Annotated in this window: 20 protein-coding genes; 9 read left to right on the top strand and 11 right to left on the bottom strand. The window is 71.0% G+C overall.

Translation table 11 applies throughout. The features are described from left to right. Position 1: 1 nt before the first annotated feature. The gene (locus tag OGL88_RS10665) at positions 2–1636 is read left to right on the top strand and encodes an extracellular solute-binding protein (RefSeq protein ID WP_263091343.1); all 1635 of its coding nucleotides are present in this window, start codon (positions 2–4) and stop codon (positions 1634–1636) included. 130 nt (positions 1637–1766) lie between these two features. On the opposite strand, the gene OGL88_RS10660 is transcribed toward OGL88_RS10665, so the two are convergent. After that, entirely contained in the window at positions 1767–2420 is a 654-nt protein-coding gene (locus OGL88_RS10660; RefSeq protein ID WP_263091342.1) for a chloramphenicol acetyltransferase, read from the bottom strand. Next, positions 2417–3109 carry a maleylpyruvate isomerase family mycothiol-dependent enzyme gene (locus OGL88_RS10655; RefSeq protein WP_263091341.1) on the bottom strand — a complete coding sequence of 231 codons (693 nt, stop codon included), beginning with the start codon at positions 3107–3109 and terminating at the stop codon, positions 2417–2419. Before OGL88_RS10655 ends, OGL88_RS10660 begins: the two co-directional genes overlap by 4 nt. Positions 3110–3149: 40 nt before the next feature. On the opposite strand from OGL88_RS10655, the gene OGL88_RS10650 reads away from it, so the two are divergent. After that, complete coding sequence (locus OGL88_RS10650; protein WP_263091340.1) at positions 3150–3689, top strand: YbaK/EbsC family protein; 540 nt, start codon at positions 3150–3152, stop codon at positions 3687–3689. On the opposite strand, the gene OGL88_RS10645 is transcribed toward OGL88_RS10650, so the two are convergent. The 7 genes from OGL88_RS10645 to OGL88_RS10615 all read right to left on the bottom strand — a co-directional run bounded on the left by OGL88_RS10645 (position 3690) and on the right by OGL88_RS10615 (position 14262). Next, positions 3690–4058: a VOC family protein gene (locus tag OGL88_RS10645; protein ID WP_111084715.1), complete on the bottom strand. Its 369-nt coding sequence runs from the start codon at positions 4056–4058 to the stop codon at positions 3690–3692. Positions 4059–4077: 19 nt separating this feature from the next. Beyond that, complete coding sequence (gene hrpA, locus OGL88_RS10640) at positions 4078–7935, bottom strand: ATP-dependent RNA helicase HrpA (RefSeq protein ID WP_263091339.1); 3858 nt, start codon at positions 7933–7935, stop codon at positions 4078–4080. An 18-nt stretch (positions 7936–7953) separates the two neighbouring features. Then, positions 7954–9798, bottom strand: a complete 1845-nt coding sequence (locus OGL88_RS10635; RefSeq protein ID WP_263091338.1) for a thioredoxin domain-containing protein — start codon at positions 9796–9798, stop codon at positions 7954–7956. 91 nt (positions 9799–9889) lie between these two features. Then, complete coding sequence (locus OGL88_RS10630) at positions 9890–10429, bottom strand: AAA family ATPase (protein WP_263091337.1); 540 nt, start codon at positions 10427–10429, stop codon at positions 9890–9892. Between the two features lie 2 nt (positions 10430–10431). Next, complete coding sequence (locus OGL88_RS10625) at positions 10432–11499, bottom strand: NAD-dependent epimerase/dehydratase family protein (RefSeq protein ID WP_263091336.1); 1068 nt, start codon at positions 11497–11499, stop codon at positions 10432–10434. Between the two features lie 67 nt (positions 11500–11566). Then, entirely contained in the window at positions 11567–12439 is an 873-nt protein-coding gene (locus OGL88_RS10620) for a sulfurtransferase (protein ID WP_263091335.1), read from the bottom strand. Positions 12440–12720: 281 nt separating this feature from the next. Further along, the gene (locus OGL88_RS10615; RefSeq protein WP_123291813.1) at positions 12721–14262 is read right to left on the bottom strand and encodes an MFS transporter; all 1542 of its coding nucleotides are present in this window, start codon (positions 14260–14262) and stop codon (positions 12721–12723) included. Positions 14263–14431: 169 nt separating this feature from the next. Between OGL88_RS10615 and OGL88_RS10610 the strand changes: the two genes are divergently transcribed. Then, the gene (locus tag OGL88_RS10610) at positions 14432–15094 is read left to right on the top strand and encodes a TetR/AcrR family transcriptional regulator (protein WP_159574131.1); all 663 of its coding nucleotides are present in this window, start codon (positions 14432–14434) and stop codon (positions 15092–15094) included. Positions 15095–15224: 130 nt separating this feature from the next. Here the strand turns inward: OGL88_RS10610 and OGL88_RS10605 are convergent, their stop codons facing one another. Further along, positions 15225–16856: a dolichyl-phosphate-mannose--protein mannosyltransferase gene (locus OGL88_RS10605; protein WP_263091334.1), complete on the bottom strand. Its 1632-nt coding sequence runs from the start codon at positions 16854–16856 to the stop codon at positions 15225–15227. Positions 16857–16922: 66 nt separating this feature from the next. Between OGL88_RS10605 and rsmI the strand changes: the two genes are divergently transcribed. From rsmI to OGL88_RS10580, 5 genes are all read left to right on the top strand, one after another. Beyond that, on the top strand, positions 16923–17744 hold the full coding sequence (gene rsmI / locus OGL88_RS10600) for a 16S rRNA (cytidine(1402)-2'-O)-methyltransferase (RefSeq protein WP_263091333.1): 822 nt from the start codon (positions 16923–16925) through the stop codon (positions 17742–17744). A 121-nt stretch (positions 17745–17865) separates the two neighbouring features. Next, positions 17866–19443 carry a methionine--tRNA ligase gene (metG, locus tag OGL88_RS10595; protein ID WP_263091332.1) on the top strand — a complete coding sequence of 526 codons (1578 nt, stop codon included), beginning with the start codon at positions 17866–17868 and terminating at the stop codon, positions 19441–19443. After that, a complete protein-coding gene (locus OGL88_RS10590) occupies positions 19440–20348 on the top strand; it encodes a TatD family hydrolase (protein ID WP_263091331.1) in 909 nt (302 codons plus the stop codon). Before metG ends, OGL88_RS10590 begins: the two co-directional genes overlap by 4 nt. Further along, entirely contained in the window at positions 20348–21199 is an 852-nt protein-coding gene (gene rsmA / locus OGL88_RS10585; RefSeq protein WP_263091330.1) for a 16S rRNA (adenine(1518)-N(6)/adenine(1519)-N(6))-dimethyltransferase RsmA, read from the top strand. Before OGL88_RS10590 ends, rsmA begins: the two co-directional genes overlap by 1 nt. 138 nt (positions 21200–21337) lie before the next feature. Next, on the top strand, positions 21338–21775 hold the full coding sequence (locus tag OGL88_RS10580; protein ID WP_263091329.1) for a hypothetical protein: 438 nt from the start codon (positions 21338–21340) through the stop codon (positions 21773–21775). 11 nt (positions 21776–21786) lie between these two features. Here OGL88_RS10580 and OGL88_RS10575 read toward each other — a convergent pair whose 3' ends face one another. Continuing rightward, positions 21787–22527 carry an SDR family oxidoreductase gene (locus tag OGL88_RS10575; RefSeq protein ID WP_263091389.1) on the bottom strand — a complete coding sequence of 247 codons (741 nt, stop codon included), beginning with the start codon at positions 22525–22527 and terminating at the stop codon, positions 21787–21789. A 102-nt stretch (positions 22528–22629) separates the two neighbouring features. Here OGL88_RS10575 and OGL88_RS10570 point away from each other — a divergent pair, with 102 nt between their 5' ends. Beyond that, complete coding sequence (locus tag OGL88_RS10570) at positions 22630–23472, top strand: helix-turn-helix transcriptional regulator (RefSeq protein WP_263091328.1); 843 nt, start codon at positions 22630–22632, stop codon at positions 23470–23472. The last annotated feature ends 117 nt before the right edge of the window (positions 23473–23589 follow it).

Below are 23589 nucleotides of genomic sequence, written 5' to 3'. Positions count from 1 at the left end.
CATGACGACCAACGCACCACGGGGCATCAGCCGCCGCGGCCTGATCGCCGGCGGTCTCGGGATCGCGGCCACGGGCCTCCTGGCCGGTTGTGACACCGTCACCCGTTCCACCGACGTGAAGGCGATCAACCGGGCCGTCACGCTGCCGGACTACGTGCCGTGGGCCGGCGGGCCGGACCCGGTGCTGCCGAAGACCAGCGCGCTCATGCCGTCCGCGTTCCGACGGATCCCGGCGGACCTGGTGCCGACCGACCGCGTGCCCGGCGACGGGTCGACGCTGCACGGCAGCGTCCCGACGAACTCGCCCGTCCCGCCGTCGAAGGGCAGCAACCCGTACTGGCAGGGCCTCGACGAGCGGATGGGCGTCGACCTCGACCTGACCATCACGCCGAACGCCGACTGGGGCAACAAGTTCGCCACACAGGTCGCGGGCGACACCCTCGGCGACGTGTTCACGGTGTTCGGCACGTTCTCGTACCTGCCGCAGTTCCTCGAAGCCAAGGCGGCGAACCTCACCGAGATCCTCTCCGGCAGCGGCGTCCGGGACTACCCGTACCTCGCCAACCTGCCCACAGCGTCCTGGCGCGGGACCGTGTTCTCGGGCGGCATCTACGGCGTGCCCGTCCCCCGCGGGCCGCTCACCACCGGCGTGCTGCACCGACGGCAGGACCTCTTCGAGCAGCTCGGCGTCGACCCGTCGTTCCGCGACCTCGGCGAGTTCGAGGCGCTCTGCCGCGAGGTCTCCGACCCGCAGCGCAACCGCTGGGCCCTGGGCTCCGTGCCGACCAACATCCTGGCGTCGATGTTCGGTGTGCCCAACCAGTGGGATGAACAGGATGGCCGCCTGACCCACATGTACGAGGTCGACGCGTACCAGGACATGCTCGAGGCATCGAGGAAGCTCTTGGCCGACGGCCTCGTCCACCCCGACAGCGTCACCGCCTACAACGGCAAGGTGTGGTTCGTGCAGGGCTCGGCGCTGATGCTCCAGGACAGCTACAGCGCGATCCCCGGGCTGCTGCAGCAGGCCGAGCCGGGCAGCGGGTTCCGCATGACCATGGCCCCGTTCGTCGGACCGGGCGGCGCGAAGCCGAAGCCGTGGCTCGGGGACCCGAACAACGCGATCACCGCGCTCGCGGCCGGATCGGAGGACCGCATCCGCATGTTGCTGGGGGTACTGAACTGGTGTGCGTCGCCGTTCGGGACCGAGGCCTGGATGTACCGGAAGTTCGGCATCGAGGGACGGGACTTCGACTTCCGCGACGGCGCCCCGGTCCTCACGAAGACGGGCAACAGCGAGACCGCACTCGGCGAGTTCCCGTTGCAGTACTTCACGGAGTGCCCGCTGCCGCTCTTCTACTCGGGTGCCCCGGAGATGACGGACGTCGTCTACGAGTCGCTGTCCACGTGGTTGGACGACGGGATCACGAACCCCACGTACGGGTTGTACTCGCCGACGAACTCCACCAAGGGCCCGGCCATCGGGACCTCCGCCACGAGCGCGATCAACGACGTGCTGCTGGGCCGAGCGCCGGTGTCGGGGTGGACGGGCGTCGTGCGCGACTGGCGTCGCCGGGGCGGCGACGCGATGCGGCGTGAGTTCGAGCAAGCCCTGGAGGCACGCGCCGGCGCGTGACGGACGTGGGACCGCCCTGGACAGGGCGAGGACGGACTGGAGGCCCGTGGCGGGCTCCGCCACGGGCCTCCAGTCCGTCAGCGTGGCCCGGCCACCCCGACCGCGTCGGTTGGCAGCGCGGGTCGGACCGTCACGCCAGCCACGACGGGTCGGCGAGCAGGTCCTCGAGCTCCTGGACCAACCGCGAGGTGTGGAAACCGTCGGCCGCCGCGTGGTTGATCTGCAGCGCCATCGGCATCACCGTGCGGGCACCCTCGATCCGGTAGCGGCCGAGCGTGATGATCGGCAACAGGTGGTCGTACCCGTCGCGGACGTGCAGCGCGAACCCCGTGAACGACGTGCGGGGGAAGGTGGAGACGTCGAACACGTTCCGGGGCCGGTCGTCCTGCGGGAACATCCGGACGTCGTCCCGGTACCGATCCATCGTCTCGACCGCGGCGGCGTGGAACCGGCCGGGGTCCTCGTCGTAGGGCACCACCAAGGCCGAGAAGGTCTCCGTGTCCGGGTGGAACACCGTGAACATCGGGTGCACGACGTCCCAGACGCCAGGGGAGCCGTCGTCGAGCAGCTGCATCCGGAACTCGGCGTGACGGTTGACCACGGTCGCGATCGCCCAGATCTGGGACGCGTAGGTCTTCGCCGCCCTCGTGCGGACCGCCGCGACGAACGCGGTCACGTCGACGTCGACGGTCACCTCGTAGGAGCACTGCACACGCTGCCGGTAGTGCTCGAAGTGCTCGCGGCGGGGCCAGGTGTCCAGGTCGATCGGTCGGAGCTCCGTCATGGCACCAGTCTGGTCGCGAGTGCGGCGTCGAGTGCTGCCCGCTCGCCGTCGATCGTCAGCGCGACCTCGTCGAGCGCCCGTCGCTTCCACAAGAGGAGCAGCACGTCCTCCGCCCGACCGGTGACGATGACGGCGGCGCCGCCACCGTCCGCACCGTCGAGCGTGGCCTCGCCGGGTGCGTCGGAGAATGCGAACACGACGGTCCGCGCCAGCGCCGCGATGCGGCCGAGCCGCACCTGACGCGGGTACAGGTCGCCGATGACCTCACGAACGCCGTCGGTCGCCAGCTCGACCGGGAGGCCCGGCTCGACTCCCAGCGCCCGCTGCGCGTCCCACAGGTGGATCGCGGTCTCGTGCGCCTGGCGACGTGCCCAGGTCGCGGCCGTGTCCGGCGGGTAGATCGCCGAGCACGGGGTGTCCGAGGAGCGTGCCCGGAGCGCCGCGACGAGTTCGTCGGCTCCCGTGCGGAAGCGGTCCGCGAGGTCGTCGTGCGCGAGCGGTGCGGGCTCCGAACCGGTCAGCTGCCCGAGCGCCCATCGGTGCACGTCGGCCAGGTGGGTCCCGAGGTCCTGGACGGACCAACCAGGGCACGACGGCACCGGTGCCGCGCGGTCGCCGGACCGCAGGACGTCGTCGAACCGTTGCGCTGCTCCGGCGAGGGCGGTGAGGTGGGTGTCGTACGTCGACATGGAGCCAGCATGGTCACGGGGTGCTCCGTAGGGTGGAGCCATGCCGACGCTCGAACGGGTTCCCGCCCTGACCGCCCCGGAACTGCTGGCCGCACCCGTCGCCGCAGCGCTCGCCGCGTTGCCCGCCGATGTCGCCGCACGGATCGAGGCAGCTCCGATCGACCCTGACCTGGCAGACACCGCCGCGTTCTCGGAGGCCTACGGCTTCCCGCTCGACGGCGGGGCGAACTGCATCGTCGTCGCGGGCAAGCGCGGTGAGGACGTCCGGGTGGCAGCGTGCGTTGTGCTCGCCCACACCCGCCTCGACGTGAACCGTGTCGTCCGGAAGCTGCTCGACGTACGGAAGGCGAGCTTCGCGCCGATGGACCAGGCCGTGGAGCTGACGGGCATGGAGTACGGCGGGATCACCCCGATCGGGCTGCCCTCCGCGTGGCCGGTGTACGTCGATTCCCGCGTGCTCGATGCCCCGGACGCCGTGATCGGTGCCGGACGCCGCGGTGCGAAGGTGTTCCTGCCCGGCTCCGTCCTCGGAGCGCTGCCGGGTGTGCAGGTCGTCGAGGGCCTGGCGACCGAAGGCTGATCAGTCGTTCGGTCGGATGAGGCAGAACGGGTGGCCCGCCGGGTCGAGGTAGACGCGGAACGTGTCGGTCGCCGATCCTGTGGCGGTCGCACCGATCGCCAGGACCGCTGCCTCGCCGTCGTCGAGGTCCTCGACCTTCACGTCGAGGTGGCTCTGCTGCGGGACGAGCTGGCCGGGCCACTCCGGTGCGCGGTAGTCCTCGACCTGCTGGAACGCCAGGAGCGGACGCTGGTCGGTGAAGGGCAGCGCGACCTCGGCCCAGTCCTCGTCGAAGCCGACGATCTCGCCGCCGAGCAGCTCCGCGTAGAAGCGCGCCAGGCCGCGAGGGTCTGCGCAGTCCAGGACGACCATGTCGAGTGTGCCGATCATGGCCGTCACGGTAGACCGATCAGCGCGCCGCGGTCAGGGCCTTCGTGATCCGCTGCAACGACACCGTCTCGGCGGTGCCGAGTTCCTGCGCGAACAGGCTGAGTCGGAACTCCTCGAGCATCCACCGTGCGTGCACGAGCTCAGGATGCGAACCGACTGCGGGCGGGAACGCACCGCCCGCGTCGACGTAGCGGTCGGTGGCGACGGTGACCTCGCGCATCCACGTGGCGTCACGCCCCGGGTTCTGCAGCAGCTTCTGCACGCGTGCCTCGATGCCCTGCAGGTACACCCGGATGCGCCGGAGCCGGTCGGTGCCGGCGGCGGAGACGAACCCCGGGTACACGAGTCGCTCCGTCTGCTGCCGCATGTCCGTCAGCGCACCGAGCAGGGACATCGAGTTCGCCTGCTTGAGTGCTCGTTCGGCGGACCGCTGGGCGAGGAGCACGGCGGCGAGCTCGGACACGGCCGTGAACATCGTGTCGACGACGGTCGCGGAGACGGCGTCGCGAACCGCCCCGAAGTCGGCCTTCGTGAACACGAGACCGTCCGGGTGGGAGCGACGGATCACCGCGTCGACGACGGCTGCGAGCACGTCGTCGAACAACGCGTTCGTCGACGCGTACGGGCTCGCAGCGAGTGCGAGCTTCTCCTGCGCGGTCAGATGCGACTGGATGTACGACACCGGCGACGGCACCGCGAGCATCACCAGGCGACGGACCCCGGCGGGCATGCGCACCTGCCGGTCGGACGGCGTCGCGAGCAACTGCACCCCGACGGTCGCCTTCGGACCGGAGCCCTCTTCCACCAGGGACGGGTACGCGCGGATGACGCCGCCGGCCTGCTCGGTGTCGAGGGTCTGCGGCAGGTCCTGGGCCGGCCAGGTCGTCAGGCCGGACTGTTCCACCCCGGCTCCGCCACCGGCGGCGGCGACGCGAGCCGCGCCTCCGGGGCGTCCCGCACCCCGCACCGTGGCCGAGGCGACGCTCTGCTGGGTGCGGTCCTTGAGCTTGGTCTGCAGGGCCGACAGGTCCTTGCCGGCCTCGACCCGCCGACCACGTTCGTCGACGACGGCCCAGGTCGGCAGCAGGTGCGACGGCACGCGGGACAGGTCGAAGTCGGACTCCGACACCGGCACGTACGTCATCCGCTGGATCGCCTTGGCCAGGGTCGCTCGGAACGACTCCGTCGGCTCGGTCGGGGCGTCGTCGGGCAGTTCGGCGACGATCTTCTCGGCCCAGTCGGCTGCAGGCACGACGTTCTTGCGGATCTGCTTCGGCAACGACTTGATGAGGGCGGTCACGAGCTCCTTGCGCAGGCCGCGGACCTGCCAGTCGAAGCCCTCTTCGCGCATGCGGGGGAGCAGCGCGAGCGGCACCTGCACGCTGACGCCGTCGTCCTGCGCGCCCGGCTCGAAGCGGTACTGGATCGCGAGCCGCTGGTCGCCACTCCGCCACTGGGTCGGGTACTCGACGTCGTCCTCCGCCGCCTCGGCAGCGGATTCGTCGAGGAGGTCCGCCCTGCGCATGGTGAGCAGGTCCGGTTGGTCGCGGCGCGTCGTCCGCCACCACCCCTCGAAGTCGCGGGTCGTCGCGATGTCCGCCGGGACGCGCGCGTCGTAGAACTCGTAGACGTTCTCGTCGTCGAGCAGGATGTCACGCCGGCGGGTGCGCTCCTCGAGCTGCTCGAGTTCCTTGCGGAGCTTCCGGTTCGCACGGTCGAACGCCTGCTGCGACTCCCACTCGCCCTCGACCAGGGCGTGGCGGATGAAGAGCTCGCGCGAGTGCTCCGGGTCGATCCGGGCGTACTGCACGCGCCGGCGCTGCACGATCGGGACGCCGAACAGCGTCACGCGCTCGTACGCGACGACCGCGCCCTGCTTCTTCTCCCAGTGCGGTTCGCCGTAGGTGCGCTTCAGCAGGTCACCGGCGAGGGGCTCGACCCACGCGGGGTCGATCCGGCCGACGGTCCGTGCGAACAGCCGGCTGGTCTCGACGAGTTCGGCCGCCATCACCGCATCGGGCTGCTTCTTCGCGAGCACACTGCCCGGGAACACCACGAACCGGGTGTTCCGCGAGCCGAGGTAGTCACGCTTCTCGCGGTCGCGCAGCCCGATCTGGCTGAGCAGTCCGGCGAGCAGGGAACGGTGCACCGCGTCGCCGTCGTCGGAGCGGGACTGCCCGACCCGGACGTCGACCTGCTTCGCGGCGCGGGAGAGCTGGCGGTACAGGTCTTGCCACTCGCGGATGCGCAGGTAGTTGAGGAACTCGGCCTTGCAGAGCCGGCGGAACGCGCTCGACGACAGCTCGTCCTGCTTGTCCTCGAGGTAGTTCCACAGCGCGAGCAGGGTGAGGAAGTCGCTCGTCGGGTCGGCGAAGCGAGCGTGCATCTGGTCGGCGTGGGCGCGCTTCTCGAGCGGGCGTTCGCGGGGGTCCTGGATGCTCAGGGCGCTGACGACGGCGACGACCTCGCGACCGACGCCCTGCCGCCCGGCCTCGAGCACCATCCGGCCGAGCCGCGGGTCGATGGGCAGCCGGGTGAGCTGTCGTCCGGACTTGGTGATCCGGCCGTCCTTGTCGACGGCGCGGAGTTCGCGCAGCAGGTCGAGGCCGTCCTTCACCCCACGGGAATCCGGCGGCTGCAGGAAGGGGAACGACTCGATGTCGCCGAACCCGAGCGAGATCATCTGCAGGATCACCGCGGCGAGGTTCGTCCGCAGGATCTCGGGGTCGGTGAACTCGTCGCGACGCTCGAAGTCGTCTTCGGAGTAGAGCCGGATCGCGATGCCGGCGCTGGTACGGCCCGCTCGACCCGAACGCTGGTTCGCGCTGGCCTGCGAGATCGCCTCGATCGGCAGCCGCTGCACCTTGGCGCGTGGGGAGTACCGCGAGATGCGGGCGGTCCCGGTGTCGATGACGTACTTGATGCCGGGCACCGTCAGCGAGGTCTCGGCGACGTTCGTGGCGAGCACCACGCGCCGACGGATCCCCGGTGTGGTGCGTCGATCGAAGACGCGGTGCTGGTCGGCGGCGGAGAGCCGGCCGTACAGGGGCAGGACCTCGGTGCCCTGGTAGCGCTTGCCCTCGATCGCGTCCTGCGCGTCACGGATCTCGTTCTCGCCGGACAGGAACACGAGCACGTCGCCGGGTTCTTCGCGCGCGAGTTCGTCCAACGCGTCGGTGATCCCCTGCAGGGTGTCGCGGTCGTCGGCGCCGTTCGCCCCGCCGCGGTCGACCGTGCGCGAGTCGGTCTCGTCGTGCTCGTCGGTGTCGTCGGCGTCCTCGGAGACGAGCGGGCGGTACCGGATCTCGACGGGGTAGGTCCGCCCGGAGACCTCGATGATCGGGGCGTCGCCGAAGTGCTTCGAGAAGGACTCGGGGTCGATCGTCGCGCTCGTGATGATGAGCTTGAGGTCGGGTCGCCGGACCAGGAGCCGCTTGAGGTAGCCGAGCAGGAAGTCGATCGTGAGCGAGCGCTCGTGCGCCTCGTCGATGATGATCGTGTCGTACCGCTTCAGGTCGCGGTCGAAGTGGATCTCGTTCAGCAGGATGCCGTCGGTCATCAGCTTGATGCGGGTGTTCGACGACACCTTGTCGGTGAACCGGACCTGGTAGCCGACCAGGTCGCCGAGGTCGCTGCCGAGCTCTTCGGAGACGCGCTCGGCGATCGTCCGGGCCGCGATCCGGCGGGGCTGGGTGTGCCCGATGTGCTCACGGCCCAGCTCGAGACAGATCTTCGGCAGCTGGGTGGTCTTGCCCGAGCCCGTGGCACCCGCGACGATGACGACCTGGTTGTCACGGATGGCAGCCGCGATGTCGTCCCGCCGCTGCGAGACCGGCAGTTCGGGCGGGTACGTGATGACTGGCGGCGTGGGAGACATGAGCATTCCAGGATACCGTCACGCCGCCGGCGCTGCGAGCCCGGCGGCCAGGTCCGCCGCGGACCGAGCGGGCAGGGCGCACACGCGGTCGTGGCAGACGTACGCAGCCGGGTCGAGCGCGTCCCGTACCTCGAACAGCTCGAACCCCGCGGCCGCCCACTCCGCAGCCTGCGTCGGGGTCACGCGAGCGACGACCGTGCCGGGTCGGCGCGCGGCGCGGACGGCATCGCGGAGTGGGTCGTGCGGGTCCGACGCCACGACCACGACCTCGCGCGAGGGTCGTTGCAGCCCGAGTGCGACACCGAGGGCGTCGGCGTGCCCGAGCGGCCGCTCGGTACCCGTCGCCGCGCGGTCGCTCACCAAGCGCGCGGCCGCCGTCCGGTACGCGGAGTCGCCGGTCAACGCCGCGAGGCCGGCTGCCGCTGCGGCCAGCGCCACCGTACCGGAGCGCATCGCGGTCTGCGGCTGTTCCCCGGTCGCCGTGCCTGCTCCTGCGAGCACGGCGTCGACGTCGAACCGGTTCGCCAGGCCGTCGTCGACCAGGGAACGAGCCGTCACGGCGTAGGTGACCTCGCCGGTCACCAGGGCGAGCTCGAGCAGACCCTCGGCCAGCAGCCCGACGTCCTCGATGGTCGCCGGTGCTGCTGACGCACCGCGAGGCGTGCTCGAGCGGACCAGGACGTGCCCGTCGCGCACGTGCGACCGCAGCAGTGCATCGGCTGCATCCCGGGCGAGGCCGATCATCTCGGGGTCGTCGTGACGGTCGCCGGCGATCGCGAGTCCGCGGATCGCCAGGCCGTTCCACCCGGTCAGGACCTGGTCGTCGAGTGGTGGCGGGTCGAGGAGCACGCGCTCCGTCAGCGGCCGTCGGTACCACTCGCCCTCCACTCGCTGGCCGTCGATCGTGGACTCGCTGTCCTGCGCGGCGACGAACGCTCCGTCGTCCTGCCGCAGGGTGTCGCGCAGGAAGTCCGCGATGCCGCGCGCCTGCTCGGCCCCGGCGACCGCGAGGAGGCCGGCGTTGTCGTAGAGCATCCGCTCGTAGTGCGGCACGCTCCAGTCGCGCTTGGTCGCGTACCGGAAGACACCGCCGTCGGCATCGGTCAGCTCGGAGGCCCGGATCGCGTGGAGCGACCGGTCGAGCAGGCCGTCGGCCTCGGCATCGCCGTCGCGTGCTGCGTCGGCGAGGAACTCCAGCAGTGGCGTGCTCGGGAACTTCGGTGCGCCGCCAAAACCACCGTAGGTGGTGTCCTCGGCTTGCGAGAGCTGACCGGTGACGGCCCGGATGTTATCGACGGACGGGAGGCGCGGGTCGGCTCCGTCAGCACCCTCGGCCGCGCGGGTGGTCGCGTCCGCCTCGGCCCCCTGCCGGATCGCCGTCGCGATGGCCGCGGCGTTCGCGTCGACCTCGTGCCGCCGTTCGGTCCACGCGTCGAGGACCGCCGCCAGGATCTGTCGGAACGCGGGCACCTGACCGACCGGGGTCGGCGGGAAGTAGGTGCCGGCGAAGAACACGTGGCCCTCGGGCGTCAGGAACGTCGTCAGGGGCCACCCGAGCTGCTGCGTGAACGCGCTCGCGGCGGCCATCAGGCTGGCGTCGACGTCGGGACGTTCTTCGCGGTCGACCTTGACGGCGACGAAGTCCTGGCGGAGCAGCGAACCGATCTCCGGGTCGGCGAAGCTCTCACGCGCCATGACGTGGCACCAGTGGCACGTGGCGTAGCCGACGGACACCAGGACCGGGACGCCGCGCTCACGTGCCTCGGCGAAGGCCTCGGGGCCCCACTCGCGCCAGTCCACGGGGTTGTCGGCGTGCAGCCGGAGGTACGGGCTGACCGAGGTGCCGAGTCGGTTGTCGTTCATGGCTCCAGCGTGCCCCGTGGTGACTGAGCGGGCCAGCGATCGCCGCGATCTGTGGACGGACTGACGATGTCCACAGCTGCCGGACGCCAGGTCAGCGGGGGAGCCACCCCGTCAGCGCGGCGAGACGCTGCGCGACCTGGGCGGGGGTGAGACCGTCCGTGTCCACCCGGGTGACCGTGTCCCCGGAAGCCGCGTCGAGCCTCCCGGCCGTCCGCGTGCTGTGCGCGAGCTGCGCCTGCGGGACCTCGCCACCCGACCGTCGCGCGAGGCGCTCGGCGGTGGGACCGTCTGCCGCTCGTAGCAGGACCGTCGTCACCACGGGGTCGTCGCCCACGGCGGCGGCCAGACGCTCGTGCTCGAGCACGGAAACGGTGTTCGTGTAGACCAACCGATGGTGGCCGAGCTCGCGGTAGGACGTCCACAGGGCGGCGAGGTTCCGTTCCGCGAGCCGCGCCTCGGGGTGCTCGACGTGCGGTGCCGGGTGTGCCAGGTCGAGCAGGTCGCCCTCGATCACCGCGTGGCGGACGTCGGCAGCGACGAGCAGGTCGTGCAGCGCCTCGGCTGCGGTGGACTTGCCGACACCGGACCGGCCGCCGATGAACAGGACCTCGGGGCGGGGCGTGCTCGGCACCGTCACCCGAGGCCCAGCGACAGGAGCGCGAGGGCAGCGTCCTCGGGGCCGTAGTCGAACATGCGCTCCCAGAACGGGTCGTCGGCCCACGGCACGTCGCCGTCCGCCGGTGTGGACTGCGCGGTCTCCACCAACCAGTCGAGTTCGGGCAGGACCGCGGTCGCGAAGGTCGGCGGCTGCCACCCGAGCGCGCGTGCCGCCGTCGTGTCGAGGACGAACGGTGACGGCGACGACCAGGGGGTGGTGCCGACGAAGGCTGGGGCGTCCGCGTCGAGCAGGACCTCGTCGAACTGGTGGTCGAGGTGCCCGGCGATGGTCCGCACGATCTCGAGCGCCGTCGGAGCGGAGTCGTCGGCGACGTTGAGGATGCGCCGGTCCGGAGCGTGCGCGACCAGTCGGACGAGCGAGCCGATGCCGCTCGCCGCCGTCGTGTGGTCCACGCCGCGGCCGTGGTCGGCGAGCAGGATGCGTTCGCGGCCGTCGAGGACCCGGCGGACCACGAACCACTCGCGCGGACGGCCGATGCCGACGCCGTACACCTTCGACGGGCGCAGCACCGTGACCGGGGCGCCGTGGTCGAGCAGCACCTGCTCGGAGGCCGCCTTCGCCGCGCCGTAGCCGTCACGGCTGGTCGGGTCGCCGTCGCCCGCGGTGACGGTCGGTTGGATCTCGGTGACCGCGGCGCCGAAGACCGGCTTGTCCGTCGAGTTCGCGTGCCGGCCCTGCTCGTCGGCGTAGACCGCACGCGAGGAGACGAAGACGGTGGACCCGACGTCGTCGAGGAACGGCAGGAGCTGCGTCGCGTCGTCGCGGGTCAGCCCCACGGTGTCGACGAGCAGGTCCGCGCCGGGGCGGAGGAGGTCGCGCAGGGTGCTCGTGTCCCGTCGGTCACCCGCGGTGAAGGTCGCGCCACGGGCAGCGAGGGAATCGGCTACCGGGCCACCGCGGCGGGCCAGGACGTCGACCTGCCAGTCGTCGCCGCCCCGCCCGGAGGCGTCGAGGAGTTCACGCGCGACGGCCGAACCGATCCCGCCGGTACCGCCGAGGATGACCGCGCGTCTGGAGCTCATGCCCCAACGCTAGCGGGACGGCGTCCGGCGGCCGTCGTTCGTCGTCCGGCGGCCGTCGTCCGGAGTCTCAGGACGCGAGTGCCTCGGGCTCGTGCCGCCACCAGTCCAGCAACGAGCCGTCGTAGACGGTGACCTTGTCGTGCCCGAGCACGGTCAGCGCCAGTGCATCGACGCACGCGGCGCTGCCGACCCCGCAGTACGTCACGATCTCGTCTTGGCCGACGACCGCGGCGAACGCCTCGGCGAGCTTCGGCCCGCGCAGGTACGCGTTGGTGTCCGGGTCGACCAGGGTGTCCACCGTGATCGGGGTGCTCCCCGGGATGATCGGCGGGTGCTCGTCGCCGAGGGCCGCTTCGGGCGCCGCGAACACCAGCGCGGCGGGCTGTTCACCCGACACGGCTCGGCGGACACGGGCGTGGTCGGCCCAGAGCGGGCGTTCCTCACCGGCGAGGAAGGCGCTGTCGTCATCGGGCGCCTTCGCCGGCGAGGGCGCCTGGCGCAGTGCACCGACGCGGACCGGCCGGCCCTCGTCGCGCCACTTCGTGAAGCCACCGTCGAGGACCGCGACCGAGTCGAAGCCGAACGACCGGAAGATCCACCACAGCCGTGCTGACCACTCGCCGACGCTGTCGTCGTAGACCACGACCGTCGAGGTGTTCGTGACGCCGAGGTCACCGGCAGCTGCTTCGAACCGCTCGGCACTCGGGCGGGTGAAGGGCACCGGAGCGCCCGGCGTGGAGAAGGCGTCGACGAGGTCGGCGAAGCGGGCACCGGGGACGTGCCCACGCTGCTCGTAGGAGTCGACCGCGGAGTGCCACATCGTCTCGAGTCCGGTCCCCACCGTGTGCACGGAGGCGTCGAGGACGACGAGCTCGTCACCACCGAGGTGGTCGGCGAGCCACTGCGTCGACACGAGCGGCGAGGTCAGGACGGGGGCCATGCCGGAAACGATAATGCGGACCTCTGACGGACGACAGGGAAACCGACACGCGGCGAAACCGGGGCGCGGGTGGTGGCTGGTGCGTGCGCAATGACTGTGGGTGCATGTTCCGACGATCCACGCGTTGAACGACTTGTGGAACGTCGCAAAACCCGCGCGACGCGGCACCGGCACCCGCACCGGCACCCGCACCCGCACCCGCACCCGCACCCGCCCCGCCCACACGCACGAACGGCCCGCCCCGGCAGAACCAGGACGGGCCGTTCGGACGAGCTGACGCGTCAGTGCGCGGCGGCGGGGATGCTCCCGGTCGTCGTGGACGCAGCGTGGGCGAGCCGGTCGAGCCGCACCGACTGCCGGTTGATGAGCAGGCCACCCGCGAGGGCGACGAGCACGAGCACACCGGCCGAGATGCCGAACGCCACGTGGTAGCCGTCGAGCGTGGCCTGGGCCTGCTGCAGCTTCGTGGGTGCCGCCGACAGCCCGGTCAGGCTGTTCTTCACGACGTCGGCGAAGATCGTCGACAGCAGCGCCGTGCCGATCGAGCCACCGATCTGCTGCATGGTGTTGACCGTCGCCGAGGCCACACCGGCGTCGGCTCGGGCCACTCCGGTGGTCGCGGTGTTCATCGCGGACGAGAAGATCGTGCCCATGCCGAGCCCGATGACGATCAGCGCCGGCAGGACGGTGCCCGCGTAGGAGCTGTCCAGGTCGGTGCGCAGCAGCAGGAGCAGGCCGATCGCGGCGACGAGGCCACCGGCGAAGATCAGGATCTTCGGGCCGATGCGCGGCAGCAGTCGCCCACCGATCTGCGTCGCCGAGATCATGATCGACAGCGGCATCGGCAGGAAGGCCAGACCGGTCTGCAGCGAGCTGAACCCGAGGGTCTGCTCGAGGTAGTAGGTCAGGAACAGGAAGATGCCGAACATGCCGATCGCCACCAGGCCGATCGCGATGAACGATCCACCGCGGTCACGGTCGAGCACGACCCGCAGGGGCAGCAGCGGGTGCGCGACACGGGTCTCGATGAACACGAACGCGGCGATCAGGACGACGCCACCGGCGAGCATCGCGATGGTGACGGGGGAGTCCCAGCCGTTGGTCTCGGCGTTCGAGAACCCGTAGACGACGCCGACCAGACCGGCGGTGATGGTGATGACGCCGGCGACGTCGATGCGCGGACGGTCGACCTTCGGCGGCTTCTCCATGAACACGAGCGCGCCGATCACGCCGAGCACGGCGAAGACGACGTTGACGTAGAGGCACCAGCGCCACGACGCGTACTCGGTCAGCACGCCGCCCAGGAGCAGACCGATGGCCGCACCGGAACCGGCGATCGAGCCGAAGATGCCGAACGCACGACCGCGCTCCTTCGGGTCGCGGAACGTGGTGGTCAGCATGCCGAGCGCGGACGGTGCGAGCAGGGCGCCGAAGACACCCTGCAGGGCGCGGGCCGCGACGAGCAGCCCGAACGAGTCGGCGAGGCCACCGAGCACCGACGCGACCGCGAAGCCGACCAGGCCGATGATGAAGGTGTTCTTGCGGCCGAACAGGTCGCCGAGGCGACCGCCGAGCAGCAGGAGCGAGCCGAACGCCAGCGAGTACGCGGTGACGATCCACTGGCGCTGGTCGGTGCCGAACCCCAGGTCGGCCTGGGCCGAGGGGAGCGCGATGTTCACGATCGTGGCGTCGAGCACGACCATCAGCTGGGCGAGGGCGATGACCGCCAGGGCGATCCAGCGGTGGTTGCTCTTGGCGGGGGTGGTGCCGGAAGTCGTGGGTGCTGCCCCGGTGGGGGTCGGCACGGTGTGTTCTGCCGTCACGGCAGCCTCCTTCGAGAAGGTTGGAGGGGGAGCACGAAGCGCGCACCGTCGGGCGTTTCGAAGAGGGGAGGTGTCAAACGGATGCGCCGCATCCGTTTGTCGACAGTGTAGACCGAAACGGAAGGTCCGCATCCACTTATTCCCAGAAAGTTCAACTAGGTTCGGCACCGTGAGCACCACCGAGTCCGCGCCCGACCTCGAGCGCCCGCTGCGCGCCGATGCGGCACGCAACCGCGAGCTGATCCTGCAGACCGCTCGCAAGTGCTTCGCGGAGCGCGGGCTGTCGGTCACCCTGAACGACATCGCGCACGAAGCGGGGGTCGGCGTCGGCACCGTGTACCGACGTTTCGCCGACAAGGACTCCCTCATCGAGGCGCTGCTCGCCACCAAGTTCGAGGCGATGAACGACGCGGCCGCCCGCGCCGCCGACGTCGTCGACCCGCGTGAGGCCCTGCGGGTCTACCTGACCGGGGTGTTCGAGTTCCGCGCCCGCGACCGTGCGCTCGCCGACGCCATCGTGCGTGCCGGCAAGGCGCGTCCGTCGATCGTGCAGGAGCGAGACCGGCTGGAGCGCCAGGTCTCCGCGATCATCGGGCGGGCCGAGACCGCCGGGGTGGTCCGCGCCGGGTTCGACTACCGCGACCTGCCGATGCTCACCGCCATGGTGGGTGCCGTCGCGGACGCCACCCGCGAGCACGACCCGAACGCCTGGCGCCGGTACGCCGAACTCCTCATCGAGGGCGTCCTGCCGCAGACCCGGACCGCGCCGAGCATGGTCGGCGACCCGCTCGACCGCGAATCGATCGAGCGCGCGCTGCACGCGCAGTCCTGACGCGTCCCCGCGGACCGCGCGCGGCTCGGGTGCCAACCGACTCCGGACGGGAGGCCCGTGGCGGAGCCGACCCGTGCCTCCCGTCCGGCGGTCTGGTCGCGACCAGTGCGCCGGGCCGACCCGACGCGCACTACAGCCAGCTCGGCAGCCAGTAGTGCGACCGGATGAAGTCCCACGGCACCTGGATCGCGGTCCACATCGGGTACCAGTACGCCGACGCGAGCACCACCACGACCAGGTACACGCCGACCCAGACGACCGCCCGGGTCCGTCGGGGCCGCGGATCGGACCGTGACCCGAGCACCAACCCGATCGCCGCCGCCAGCGCCATCACCATGAATGGCTCGAAGGCGATCGTGTAGAACTGGAAGACCGTCCGGTCGACGTACATCAGCCACGGCAGGTAGCCCGCGGCGACGCCGAGCAAGACGAAGCCGTACTGCCACTGTCGGCGCAGGATCCAGAGCACGAGCAGCGCCACGGTCGCGATGACCGCCGCGTACCAGATGAACGGGTTCGCGACGCCGGTGATCGCCTCGCCGCAGCGGCTCGCCGAGCAGCCGTCCTGGCCGGCATCGGTGCCAACGTAGAACATCGACGTGGGGCGCTGCATCACGAGCCACAGCAGCGGGTTCGCCTGGTACGAGTGCGGCGTGTGCAGCCCGATGTTGAAGTCGTAGATCTCCGACTGGTAGTGCCACCAGTTCTGCAGACTGTCCGGCACCCACCGGAGCACCCCGGTCCAGCGCTCTCCTCCGGAGGCCAGCCAGTTCCGGTCCCAGCCGTCCTTCGACACGAACCAGCCGGTCCACGACGCGACGTAGGTGACGGCGGCGATCGGCACGGTGAGCACGAACGACACGGGGGCCTGCTGCAGCAGCGCGCTCGACGACCAGAACTCGACCCCCGCACGGCGGCGCATCAGCATGTCGCTCAGCACGGAGTACACGGCGAAGAAGGCCAGGAAGTACATCCCCGACCACTTCGTCGCGGAGGCCAACCCCATCGTCAGCCCCATCGCGAACAGCCACGGGCGCCACCAGAGCACGGGCCCCCACAGGGTGTCCCGGCCGGCGGCGACCCGCTCGGCGACCCAGTCGTCGAGCCGCCGCTGACTCCGGCGCCGGTCGAGCAGGAGCGCCCCGAACCCGAGCACGACGAAGAACGTCAGGATCCCGTCGAGCAGCGTGACGCGGGACATCACGATGGCCTGGCCGTCGATCGCGAGCAGACCGCCGGCGAGCGTGCCGACCAGGGTGGAGCGGAACAGCGACCGGGCGATCACGGCGGTGAGGAACACCGTCGCGATGCCGAGCACGGCGACGGCGAACCGCCAGCCGAACGAGTTGTCCGCCCCGAACAGGAGCATGCCGAGCCCGATCAGGTACTTGCCGAGCGGCGGGTGCGCGATGAACTCCGCGGCACTGGTGAAGATGTCCGTCTCACCACTCGAGAACCGGTCGTCGGTCGTCGGGGCGGAGTCGCTGCTCGGGTTCGCCGGCCAGGTGCCCTCGTAGCCGAGGTGCACGATCGACCAGCCGTCCTTGACGTAGTAGGTCTCGTCGAAGACCAGGGAGTGCGGGTTCCCCAGGTTCGCCAGGCGGAGCACGGCGGCGAGCAGCGTCACCGCGATCGGTCCGGCCCAGCGCCACACCGCGACGCGCTGGGCGGTGGAGAGCACCCGCCCCCACCAGTCGTCGAGGCGCGAGCCGACCGGCCCGTCGGGCACGGCCGTGCGGTCGTCGGTCAGCTCGCTGGTCATCGCTCAGCATCCTACGGATCGAGCGCATGTCCGCGCTGCGTCGGTGCTGCGACGACAATGGGTGGCGTGATCGTCCTCGCAGCAACCCCCATCGGCAACCTCGGGGACGCCTCGCGCCGTCTCGTCGAGACCCTCTCCAACGCCACGGTGGTCGCGGCGGAGGACACCAGGACCGCCATCCACCTCATGCGCGCCCTCGGCATCGAGAACCGTCCGCGGCTCATCGCCCTGCACGAGCACAACGAACGGGCGAAGGCGTCCGAGGTCGTCGAGCTCGCCCGTGACGAGGACGTCGTGGTCCTCACCGACGCCGGCATGCCCGCGATCAGCGACCCCGGCTTCCCGCTCGTCGAGGCAGCGGCCGCCGCGGGCGTCACGGTCACGGCACTGCCCGGCCCGTCGGCGGTGCTCATGGCGCTCGCCGTCTCCGGACTGCCGACGGACCGCTTCACGTTCGAGGGGTTCCCCACGCGCAAGGGCGGGGAGCGTCGCCGTGCGTTCCAGGCGCTCGCGGGGGAGCAGCGCACGATGGTCTTCTTCGAGTCGCCGCACCGGTTGGCCGAGACGCTCGCCGACATGGCCGTCGGGTTCGGGGGCGATCGTCGCGCAGCGGTCTGCCGCGAGCTCACGAAGCTGTACGAAGAGGTCCGTCGTGGTCCGCTCGACGAGCTCGTCGCGTGGGCATCAGAGGGGGTCCGGGGTGAGATCTGCATCGTCGTCGCCGGGGCCGCCGAGGCCACCGAGGAGGCGACGCTCGACGACGGGGTCCGACTCGTCCTCGAGCGGGTGGCCGCCGGCATGCGCATGAAGGAGGCCGCAGCGGCGGTCGCGGACGCGACCGGGCTGTCGAAGCGCGACCTCTACGAGGGCGCGCTCGCGGCGCGGTAGACGACGGCAGTACCGGACGGGAGGCCCGGGGCAGGCCCGCCACGGGCCTCCCGGATCCGGTTCTCCACAGTCCACCGCCGCGCGCGTCATCCGGGTTCCGCGCGCCCGTAGGATGGTCCGCATGTCCGACGGGTCCTCGTTCAGCATCACCACGCCGATCTTCTACGTGAACGACGTGCCCCACATCGGGCACGCCTACACCGAGGTCGCCGCGGACGTCCTCGCGCGCTGGCACCGGCAGCGGGGTGACGACACCTGGCTGCTCACCGGCACCGACGAGCACGGGCAGAAGATCCTGCGCACCGCCTCGGCGAACGAGGTCACGCCCCAGGAATGGGCCGACCGCCTGGTGACCGAGGCGTGGAAGCCGCTGCTCGACACCGTCGACGTGGCCAACGACGACTTCATCCGCACCACCGACGAGCGCCACGAGCGCGGCGTGACGGCGTTCCTGCAGAAGCTCTACGACGACGGCTTCATCTACGCCGGCGAGTTCGAGGGCTTCTACTGCGTGGGCTGCGAGGAGTACAAGCAGCCGAGCGACCTGGTCCCCGGCACCGGTGCGTACGAGGGACAGCAGGTCTGTGCCATCCACTCGATCCCGGTCGAGGTGCTGTCCGAGCGCAACTACTTCTTCCGCATGTCGGACTTCGAGCAGCGCCTGCTCGACCTGTACGAGTCGAACCCGCTGTTCATCCAGCCGGAGAGCGTTCGCAACGAGATCATCTCGTTCGTGAAGCAGGGCCTCCGCGACCTGTCGATCTCGCGGTCCAGCTTCGACTGGGGCATCAAGATCCCGTGGGACAGCGATCACGTCCTGTACGTGTGGTTCGACGCCCTGCTCAACTACGTCACCGCGCTGGGCTACGGCACCGAGGACGACGAGGCCTTCGAGCGCCTGTGGCCGAGCGTGCACATCGTCGGCAAGGACATCGCCCGTTTCCACGCCGTCATCTGGCCGGCGATGCTCATGGCTGCCGGCCTGCCCGTGCCCGAGCGCGTCTTCGGTCACGGCTGGCTGCTCGTCGGTGGCGAGAAGATGTCCAAGTCGAAGCTGACCGGCATCGCGCCGTCGGAGATCACCGACACCTTCGGGTCCGACGCCTTCCGCTACTACTTCCTCCGCGCCATCACCTTCGGGCAGGACGGCAACTTCAGCTGGGAGGACATCTCGGCGCGGTACCAGGCCGAGCTCGCGAACGGCTTCGGCAACCTGGCCTCGCGCCTGGTCGCGATGCTGCAGAAGTACTTCGACGGCGCAGTGCCCGCGCGGGGGCCGTTGACCGAGTCGGACGAAGCCGTCGACGCCCTGGCGGTGTCGGTCACCGAGCGTGCCGACGCAGCCATCGCCGCGTTCGCCCCGCACGAGGCGATCGCCGCCGTCTGGGAGCTCGTCGACGCGCTGAACGGGTACATCACCGAGCAGCAGCCGTGGGCCCTGGCGAAGGACGACGCGAACCGTGAGCGGCTCGGCACCGTCCTGACCACGGCACTCCGTGGCCTCGGCACCGTCGCGGTCCTGCTCTCCCCGGTGATGCCGAAGGCCACCGAGAAGCTGTGGGCGTCGATCGGTGCCGGTGGCTCGATCGCCGAGCAGCGTGTCGATCGTGCCTTCGAGTGGCAGGGCGCCGACCAGGTGGTCCCGCTCGAGAGCGGGCTGTTCCCGCGCATCGAGCAGGCGGAGCAGGGCGCCGCGTGACCGACGCCCACCTCCGCTCCCGTGGCGACGGGGACGGCTCCAACCGCGACCTGACCTACCCGCCCCTGCCCGAGGCGCTCGTGGTCCCGGTCTACGACAACCACACGCACATGGAGATCGCCGACGGTGGCGACGGGGCGCTCGACTACCGCGAGCACCTCGGCCGTGCCTCGAGCGTCGGCGTCCGCGGTGTCGTGCAGGTCGGCACCGACCTGGCGACCTCGCAGTGGTCCGCGTCGATCGCCGCCCGCGAACCCCGCGTGCTCGCAGCGGTCGCACTGCACCCGAACGAGGCGCCGTCGCTGCAGGAGCAGGGGCTGCTCGACGAGCACCTCGCCGGGATCGAGGCCCTGGCGGCACTGCCCCGCGTCCGGGCGATCGGTGAGACCGGGCTCGACTTCTTCCGCACCGGTGAGGACGGGCGCGACGCCCAGATCCGCTCGTTCGAGGAGCACATCCGCATCGCGAAGGAGCACGGCCTCGCGCTGACCATCCACGACCGCGACGCGCACGACGCCGTGGTCGAGGTGCTCGACCGCGTCGGGGCTCCGGAGCGCACGGTGTTCCACTGCTTCTCCGGCGGACCCGACCTGGCTCGGCTCTGCGCCGAGCGCGGTTGGTACATGTCGTTCGCCGGCACCGTGACGTTCAAGAACGCAGCACTGCTCCGCGAAGCCCTCGTCGTCGCGCCACGGCACCTGATCATGGTCGAGACGGACGCGCCGTTCCTGACCCCGACGCCGTACCGCGGCCGGCCGAACGCCCCGTACCTGATCCCGCTCACCCTGCGGTCGATGGCGGAGACCCTCGGCACCGATGCCTCGATGCTCGCCGCGCAGATCGCGTCGAACACCGAGCTCGTCTACGGCGCGTGGGACGCCGAGCCCGTGACGGTGGACGAGTAGTGGGCGCGCTGCTCGGCCCGGCCGAGATCCGGGAACTCGCCGCCGAACTCGACGTGACCCCGACGAAGAAGCTCGGGCAGAACTTCGTGCACGACGCCAACACCGTCCGACGGATCGTGTCGGTCGCCGGCGTGACGCCGTCGTCCCAGGTGCTCGAGATCGGGCCGGGCCTCGGCTCCCTGACGCTCGGGCTCACCGAGACCGGCGCGCCCGTCACCGCCGTCGAGATCGACAAGCGGCTCGCGGCGAAGCTGCCGTCGACGGTCAGCGCGTTGCAGCCGGCGGCGACGCTGACGGTCGTGCAGCAGGACGCGATGACCGTCGCCGCCTCGGACCTCGACACCGAACCGACGCACCTCGTCGCGAACCTGCCCTACAACATCTCGGTGCCCGTGCTGCTGCACCTGCTCGCGACCTTCCCGTCGATCGAGCGGTCGCTCGTGATGGTGCAGGCCGAGGTCGGGTACCGTCTCGCGGCGGGCCCGGGCAGCAAGGTCTACGGGTCGCCGAGCGTCAAGGCCGCCTGGTACGGCTCGTGGAGCACGGCCGGGCTCGTCAGCCGGCAGGTGTTCTGGCCCGTCCCGAACGTCGACAGCGTGCTCGTGGCGTTCGACCGGCACGAGTCCCCGGGAGACGAGCTGCTGCGGTCGCGGGTGTTCACCCTGGTCGATGCGGCGTTCCAGCAGCGGCGGAAGATGCTGCGGCAGAGCCTGTCCGGTGTGCTCGGTGGCAGCGCCCACGCCTCCGAGGTCCTGACGGCGGCGGGCATCGACCCGACGGCCCGGGGCGAGGCGATCGGTGTCGACGACTTCGTGCGGCTCGGTCGGACGGTCCTGGCGGCTGCGGAGTAGACGGGCAAGTCACCGGGCGAGTGGCATGCGCTGATCGACGCGGCGACGCCGAGGCCGAACTGCAGCAGCTGCTCGCCGGATCCAGACGCCGCGAATGGGGGAGCGCGCGCACGGTCGCCTCGGCCCTACGATCGGTGAGTGCCTCGCATCACCCTCCCCCGCTGGATCACGATCATCGCCGTGCTCGGCGGGCTCGCCATCGGCTGCTTCGCAGCGTCGGTCGTCGTCCGCGATCCGTCCAGCGACGGGGCGTGGGTCGCGGTGGTGCTCGGCCTGAGCATCGTCGTGTGGGGGGTCGCCTTCGCGTACCTGGACGACGGGCCGGACACCGATGAACCGGACACGACGGCGGTCGACTCCGTGCCGCGCGTGCACCGCGACCGAGTGCACCGGCTCCTGCGCACAGCGCTGACGGTGACGGTGTTCACCGCGATCTACGCGATCACCCGCTGGCACCAGGTGCCGGTCGGTTGGGCGCTCGGCGGAGCGGTGATCGCGACGGGTCTCCCCGTGCTGAACCGCGCCCTCGACCGCCGGATCGCTCGCGACGAGCTGGGCGAGGGCGCGGCCGACTGACGCGCCGCGGGTCAGTGCGCGCGCGACGCCATCGCCTCGAAGACCTGCTGGTGCGTGCCGTCGCGCTCGGCGAACCGGAGCGGCAGGACGTTCTGCACCAGGATCTCGGGCGATGCCCCCGACTCCAGCAGCGCGAGGACCTCGTCGGCGAAGGCGTCGAGGGGCATACCGCCGAAGTCAGCTCCGCCCATCAGGTCGGTCGACACCGCCGGGGGAGCGAGCTCGAGCACCGACACCGGGGTCCCGAGCAGCTGCTGACGGAGCGACTGCGTGTACGAGTGGATGCCGGCCTTCGTGGCGTTGTACGTCGGCGTCGCGGTGAGCGGGACGAACGCGAGGCCGGACGACACCGTGACGATGGTCGAGGCAGGCTGCGTCAGCAGGTGCGGCAGGAACGCGTCGATGAGGCGGATCGTGCCGACCAGGTTGGTCTGGATGATCTCGAGCGCGTCGTGGATGTGGTCGGGGGAGCGCAGGTCCTCGTTGCGCATGATCCCCGACATGGTGACGAGGGTGTCCAAGGACGGGTGGGTCTCGAGGACCGAGGCGGCAGCGGCCTCGATCGAGGCCGCATCGCTGACGTCGATCTGCACGGTGCCGAAGCCGTGCTCGGCGGCGAGCGAGTCGAGCAGCGACTGACGACGCCCGCCGATGACGACGGTGCTGCCCGCGGCCTGCAGGCGCTGGGCCAGGGCGAGGCCGATGCCGGAGGTCGCGCCGGGGATGAAGACGGTGGAGTTCGTGATGTCCATGTCCACCACCATGCGCCGTCGTCGACGGCCCAGCCAGACCTCGGTCATCGGGGGATCGGCGATCCCTGGCACAGCGGCGGGAACCGGACGACAATCGGGACCATGGACCGCGCTGCACTCGCCGACTTCCTCCGCCGTCGCCGCGAACTGCTGCGCCCCGAGGACGTCGGCCTCGGCCAGGGACCACGACGCCGGACGCCTGGTCTCCGGCGCGAAGAGGTCGCTGCGCTCGCGGGCATGTCGGTCGACTACTACACGCGCCTCGAGCAGCAGCGTGGGCCGCAGCCGTCGGAGCAGATGATCGCCGCGATCGCCCGGGCGCTGCGCTGCAGTCTCGACGAGCGCGACCACCTGTTCCACCTCGCCGGGCAGAACGCCCCGACCCGGTTGCACCGCGCCGACCACGTCGACCCAGCGATCCTGCGGGTGCTCGACCGCCTCGAGGACACCCCCGCGATCGTGGTCAGTCACCTGGGCGAGACGCTGGTCGAGAACCGGCTCGCCGCGGCGCTGCTCGGGTCGTCCGTCGACCTGCCCGGCAACGAGCGCTACCAGGCATGGCGGTGGTTCGTGACCGGCGACGAGCTGGCGAAGTACGCGCCGGAGCAACACGAGCGACTGGCCCGGGTCGTGGTGGCGTCGCTGCGGGCGGCGGTGGGGCTGGCCGGACCGGGGGACCGTCGGGCCACCGAGCTGATCGCCGAGCTCGAGACCCGCAGCCCCGAGTTCCGCGAGCTCTGGGCACTGCACGAAGTGACGAGCCGCTGGTCCGACAACAAGACGATCGTGCAGCGTGAGCTCGGCCGGATCACCGTCGACTGCCAGGTCCTGCACACCGACGACCAGGCGCAGGCGCTGCTGCTCTTCACCGCACCCCCAGGGTCCGAGGATGCGCAGAAGCTCGAGCTCCTCGGCGTCGTCGGCCAGCAGGCGTTCGCGCACTGACGCCGCGCACGTGCGGGTCCACCCGGCTCGTGCGAGGTTGGTCGAGCCCACACGGTGCGAGGTCGATGGTCCCGTGCGCCGTTGGCCGCTCGGTGCCGCGCTTCATCCCGCCGCCGA

Origin of the sequence: Curtobacterium sp. RIT-PI-V (assembly GCF_025642935.1) — a bacterium.
GTDB lineage: Bacteria > Actinomycetota > Actinomycetes > Actinomycetales > Microbacteriaceae > Curtobacterium.
The sequence above is the reverse complement of the archived record's forward strand: the minus strand, read 5'-3'. Positions and strand labels throughout refer to the sequence as shown.

Coding starts and splice junctions, on each gene's coding strand:
- OGL88_RS10645 (WP_111084715.1), bottom strand. CDS start 4,058: ATGATCGGCACACTCGACATGGTCGTCCTGGACTGCGCAGACCCTCGC.
- metG (WP_263091332.1), top strand. CDS start 17,866: ATGTCCGACGGGTCCTCGTTCAGCATCACCACGCCGATCTTCTACGTG.
- OGL88_RS10650 (WP_263091340.1), top strand. CDS start 3,150: ATGCCGACGCTCGAACGGGTTCCCGCCCTGACCGCCCCGGAACTGCTG.
- hrpA (WP_263091339.1), bottom strand. CDS start 7,935: ATGTCTCCCACGCCGCCAGTCATCACGTACCCGCCCGAACTGCCGGTC.
- OGL88_RS10570 (WP_263091328.1), top strand. CDS start 22,630: ATGGACCGCGCTGCACTCGCCGACTTCCTCCGCCGTCGCCGCGAACTG.
- OGL88_RS10660 (WP_263091342.1), bottom strand. CDS start 2,420: ATGACGGAGCTCCGACCGATCGACCTGGACACCTGGCCCCGCCGCGAG.
- OGL88_RS10635 (WP_263091338.1), bottom strand. CDS start 9,798: ATGAACGACAACCGACTCGGCACCTCGGTCAGCCCGTACCTCCGGCTG.
- OGL88_RS10625 (WP_263091336.1), bottom strand. CDS start 11,499: ATGAGCTCCAGACGCGCGGTCATCCTCGGCGGTACCGGCGGGATCGGT.
- OGL88_RS10655 (WP_263091341.1), bottom strand. CDS start 3,109: ATGTCGACGTACGACACCCACCTCACCGCCCTCGCCGGAGCAGCGCAA.
- OGL88_RS10605 (WP_263091334.1), bottom strand. CDS start 16,856: ATGACCAGCGAGCTGACCGACGACCGCACGGCCGTGCCCGACGGGCCG.
- OGL88_RS10575 (WP_263091389.1), bottom strand. CDS start 22,527: ATGGACATCACGAACTCCACCGTCTTCATCCCCGGCGCGACCTCCGGC.
- OGL88_RS10620 (WP_263091335.1), bottom strand. CDS start 12,439: ATGGCCCCCGTCCTGACCTCGCCGCTCGTGTCGACGCAGTGGCTCGCC.
- OGL88_RS10665 (WP_263091343.1), top strand. CDS start 2: ATGACGACCAACGCACCACGGGGCATCAGCCGCCGCGGCCTGATCGCC.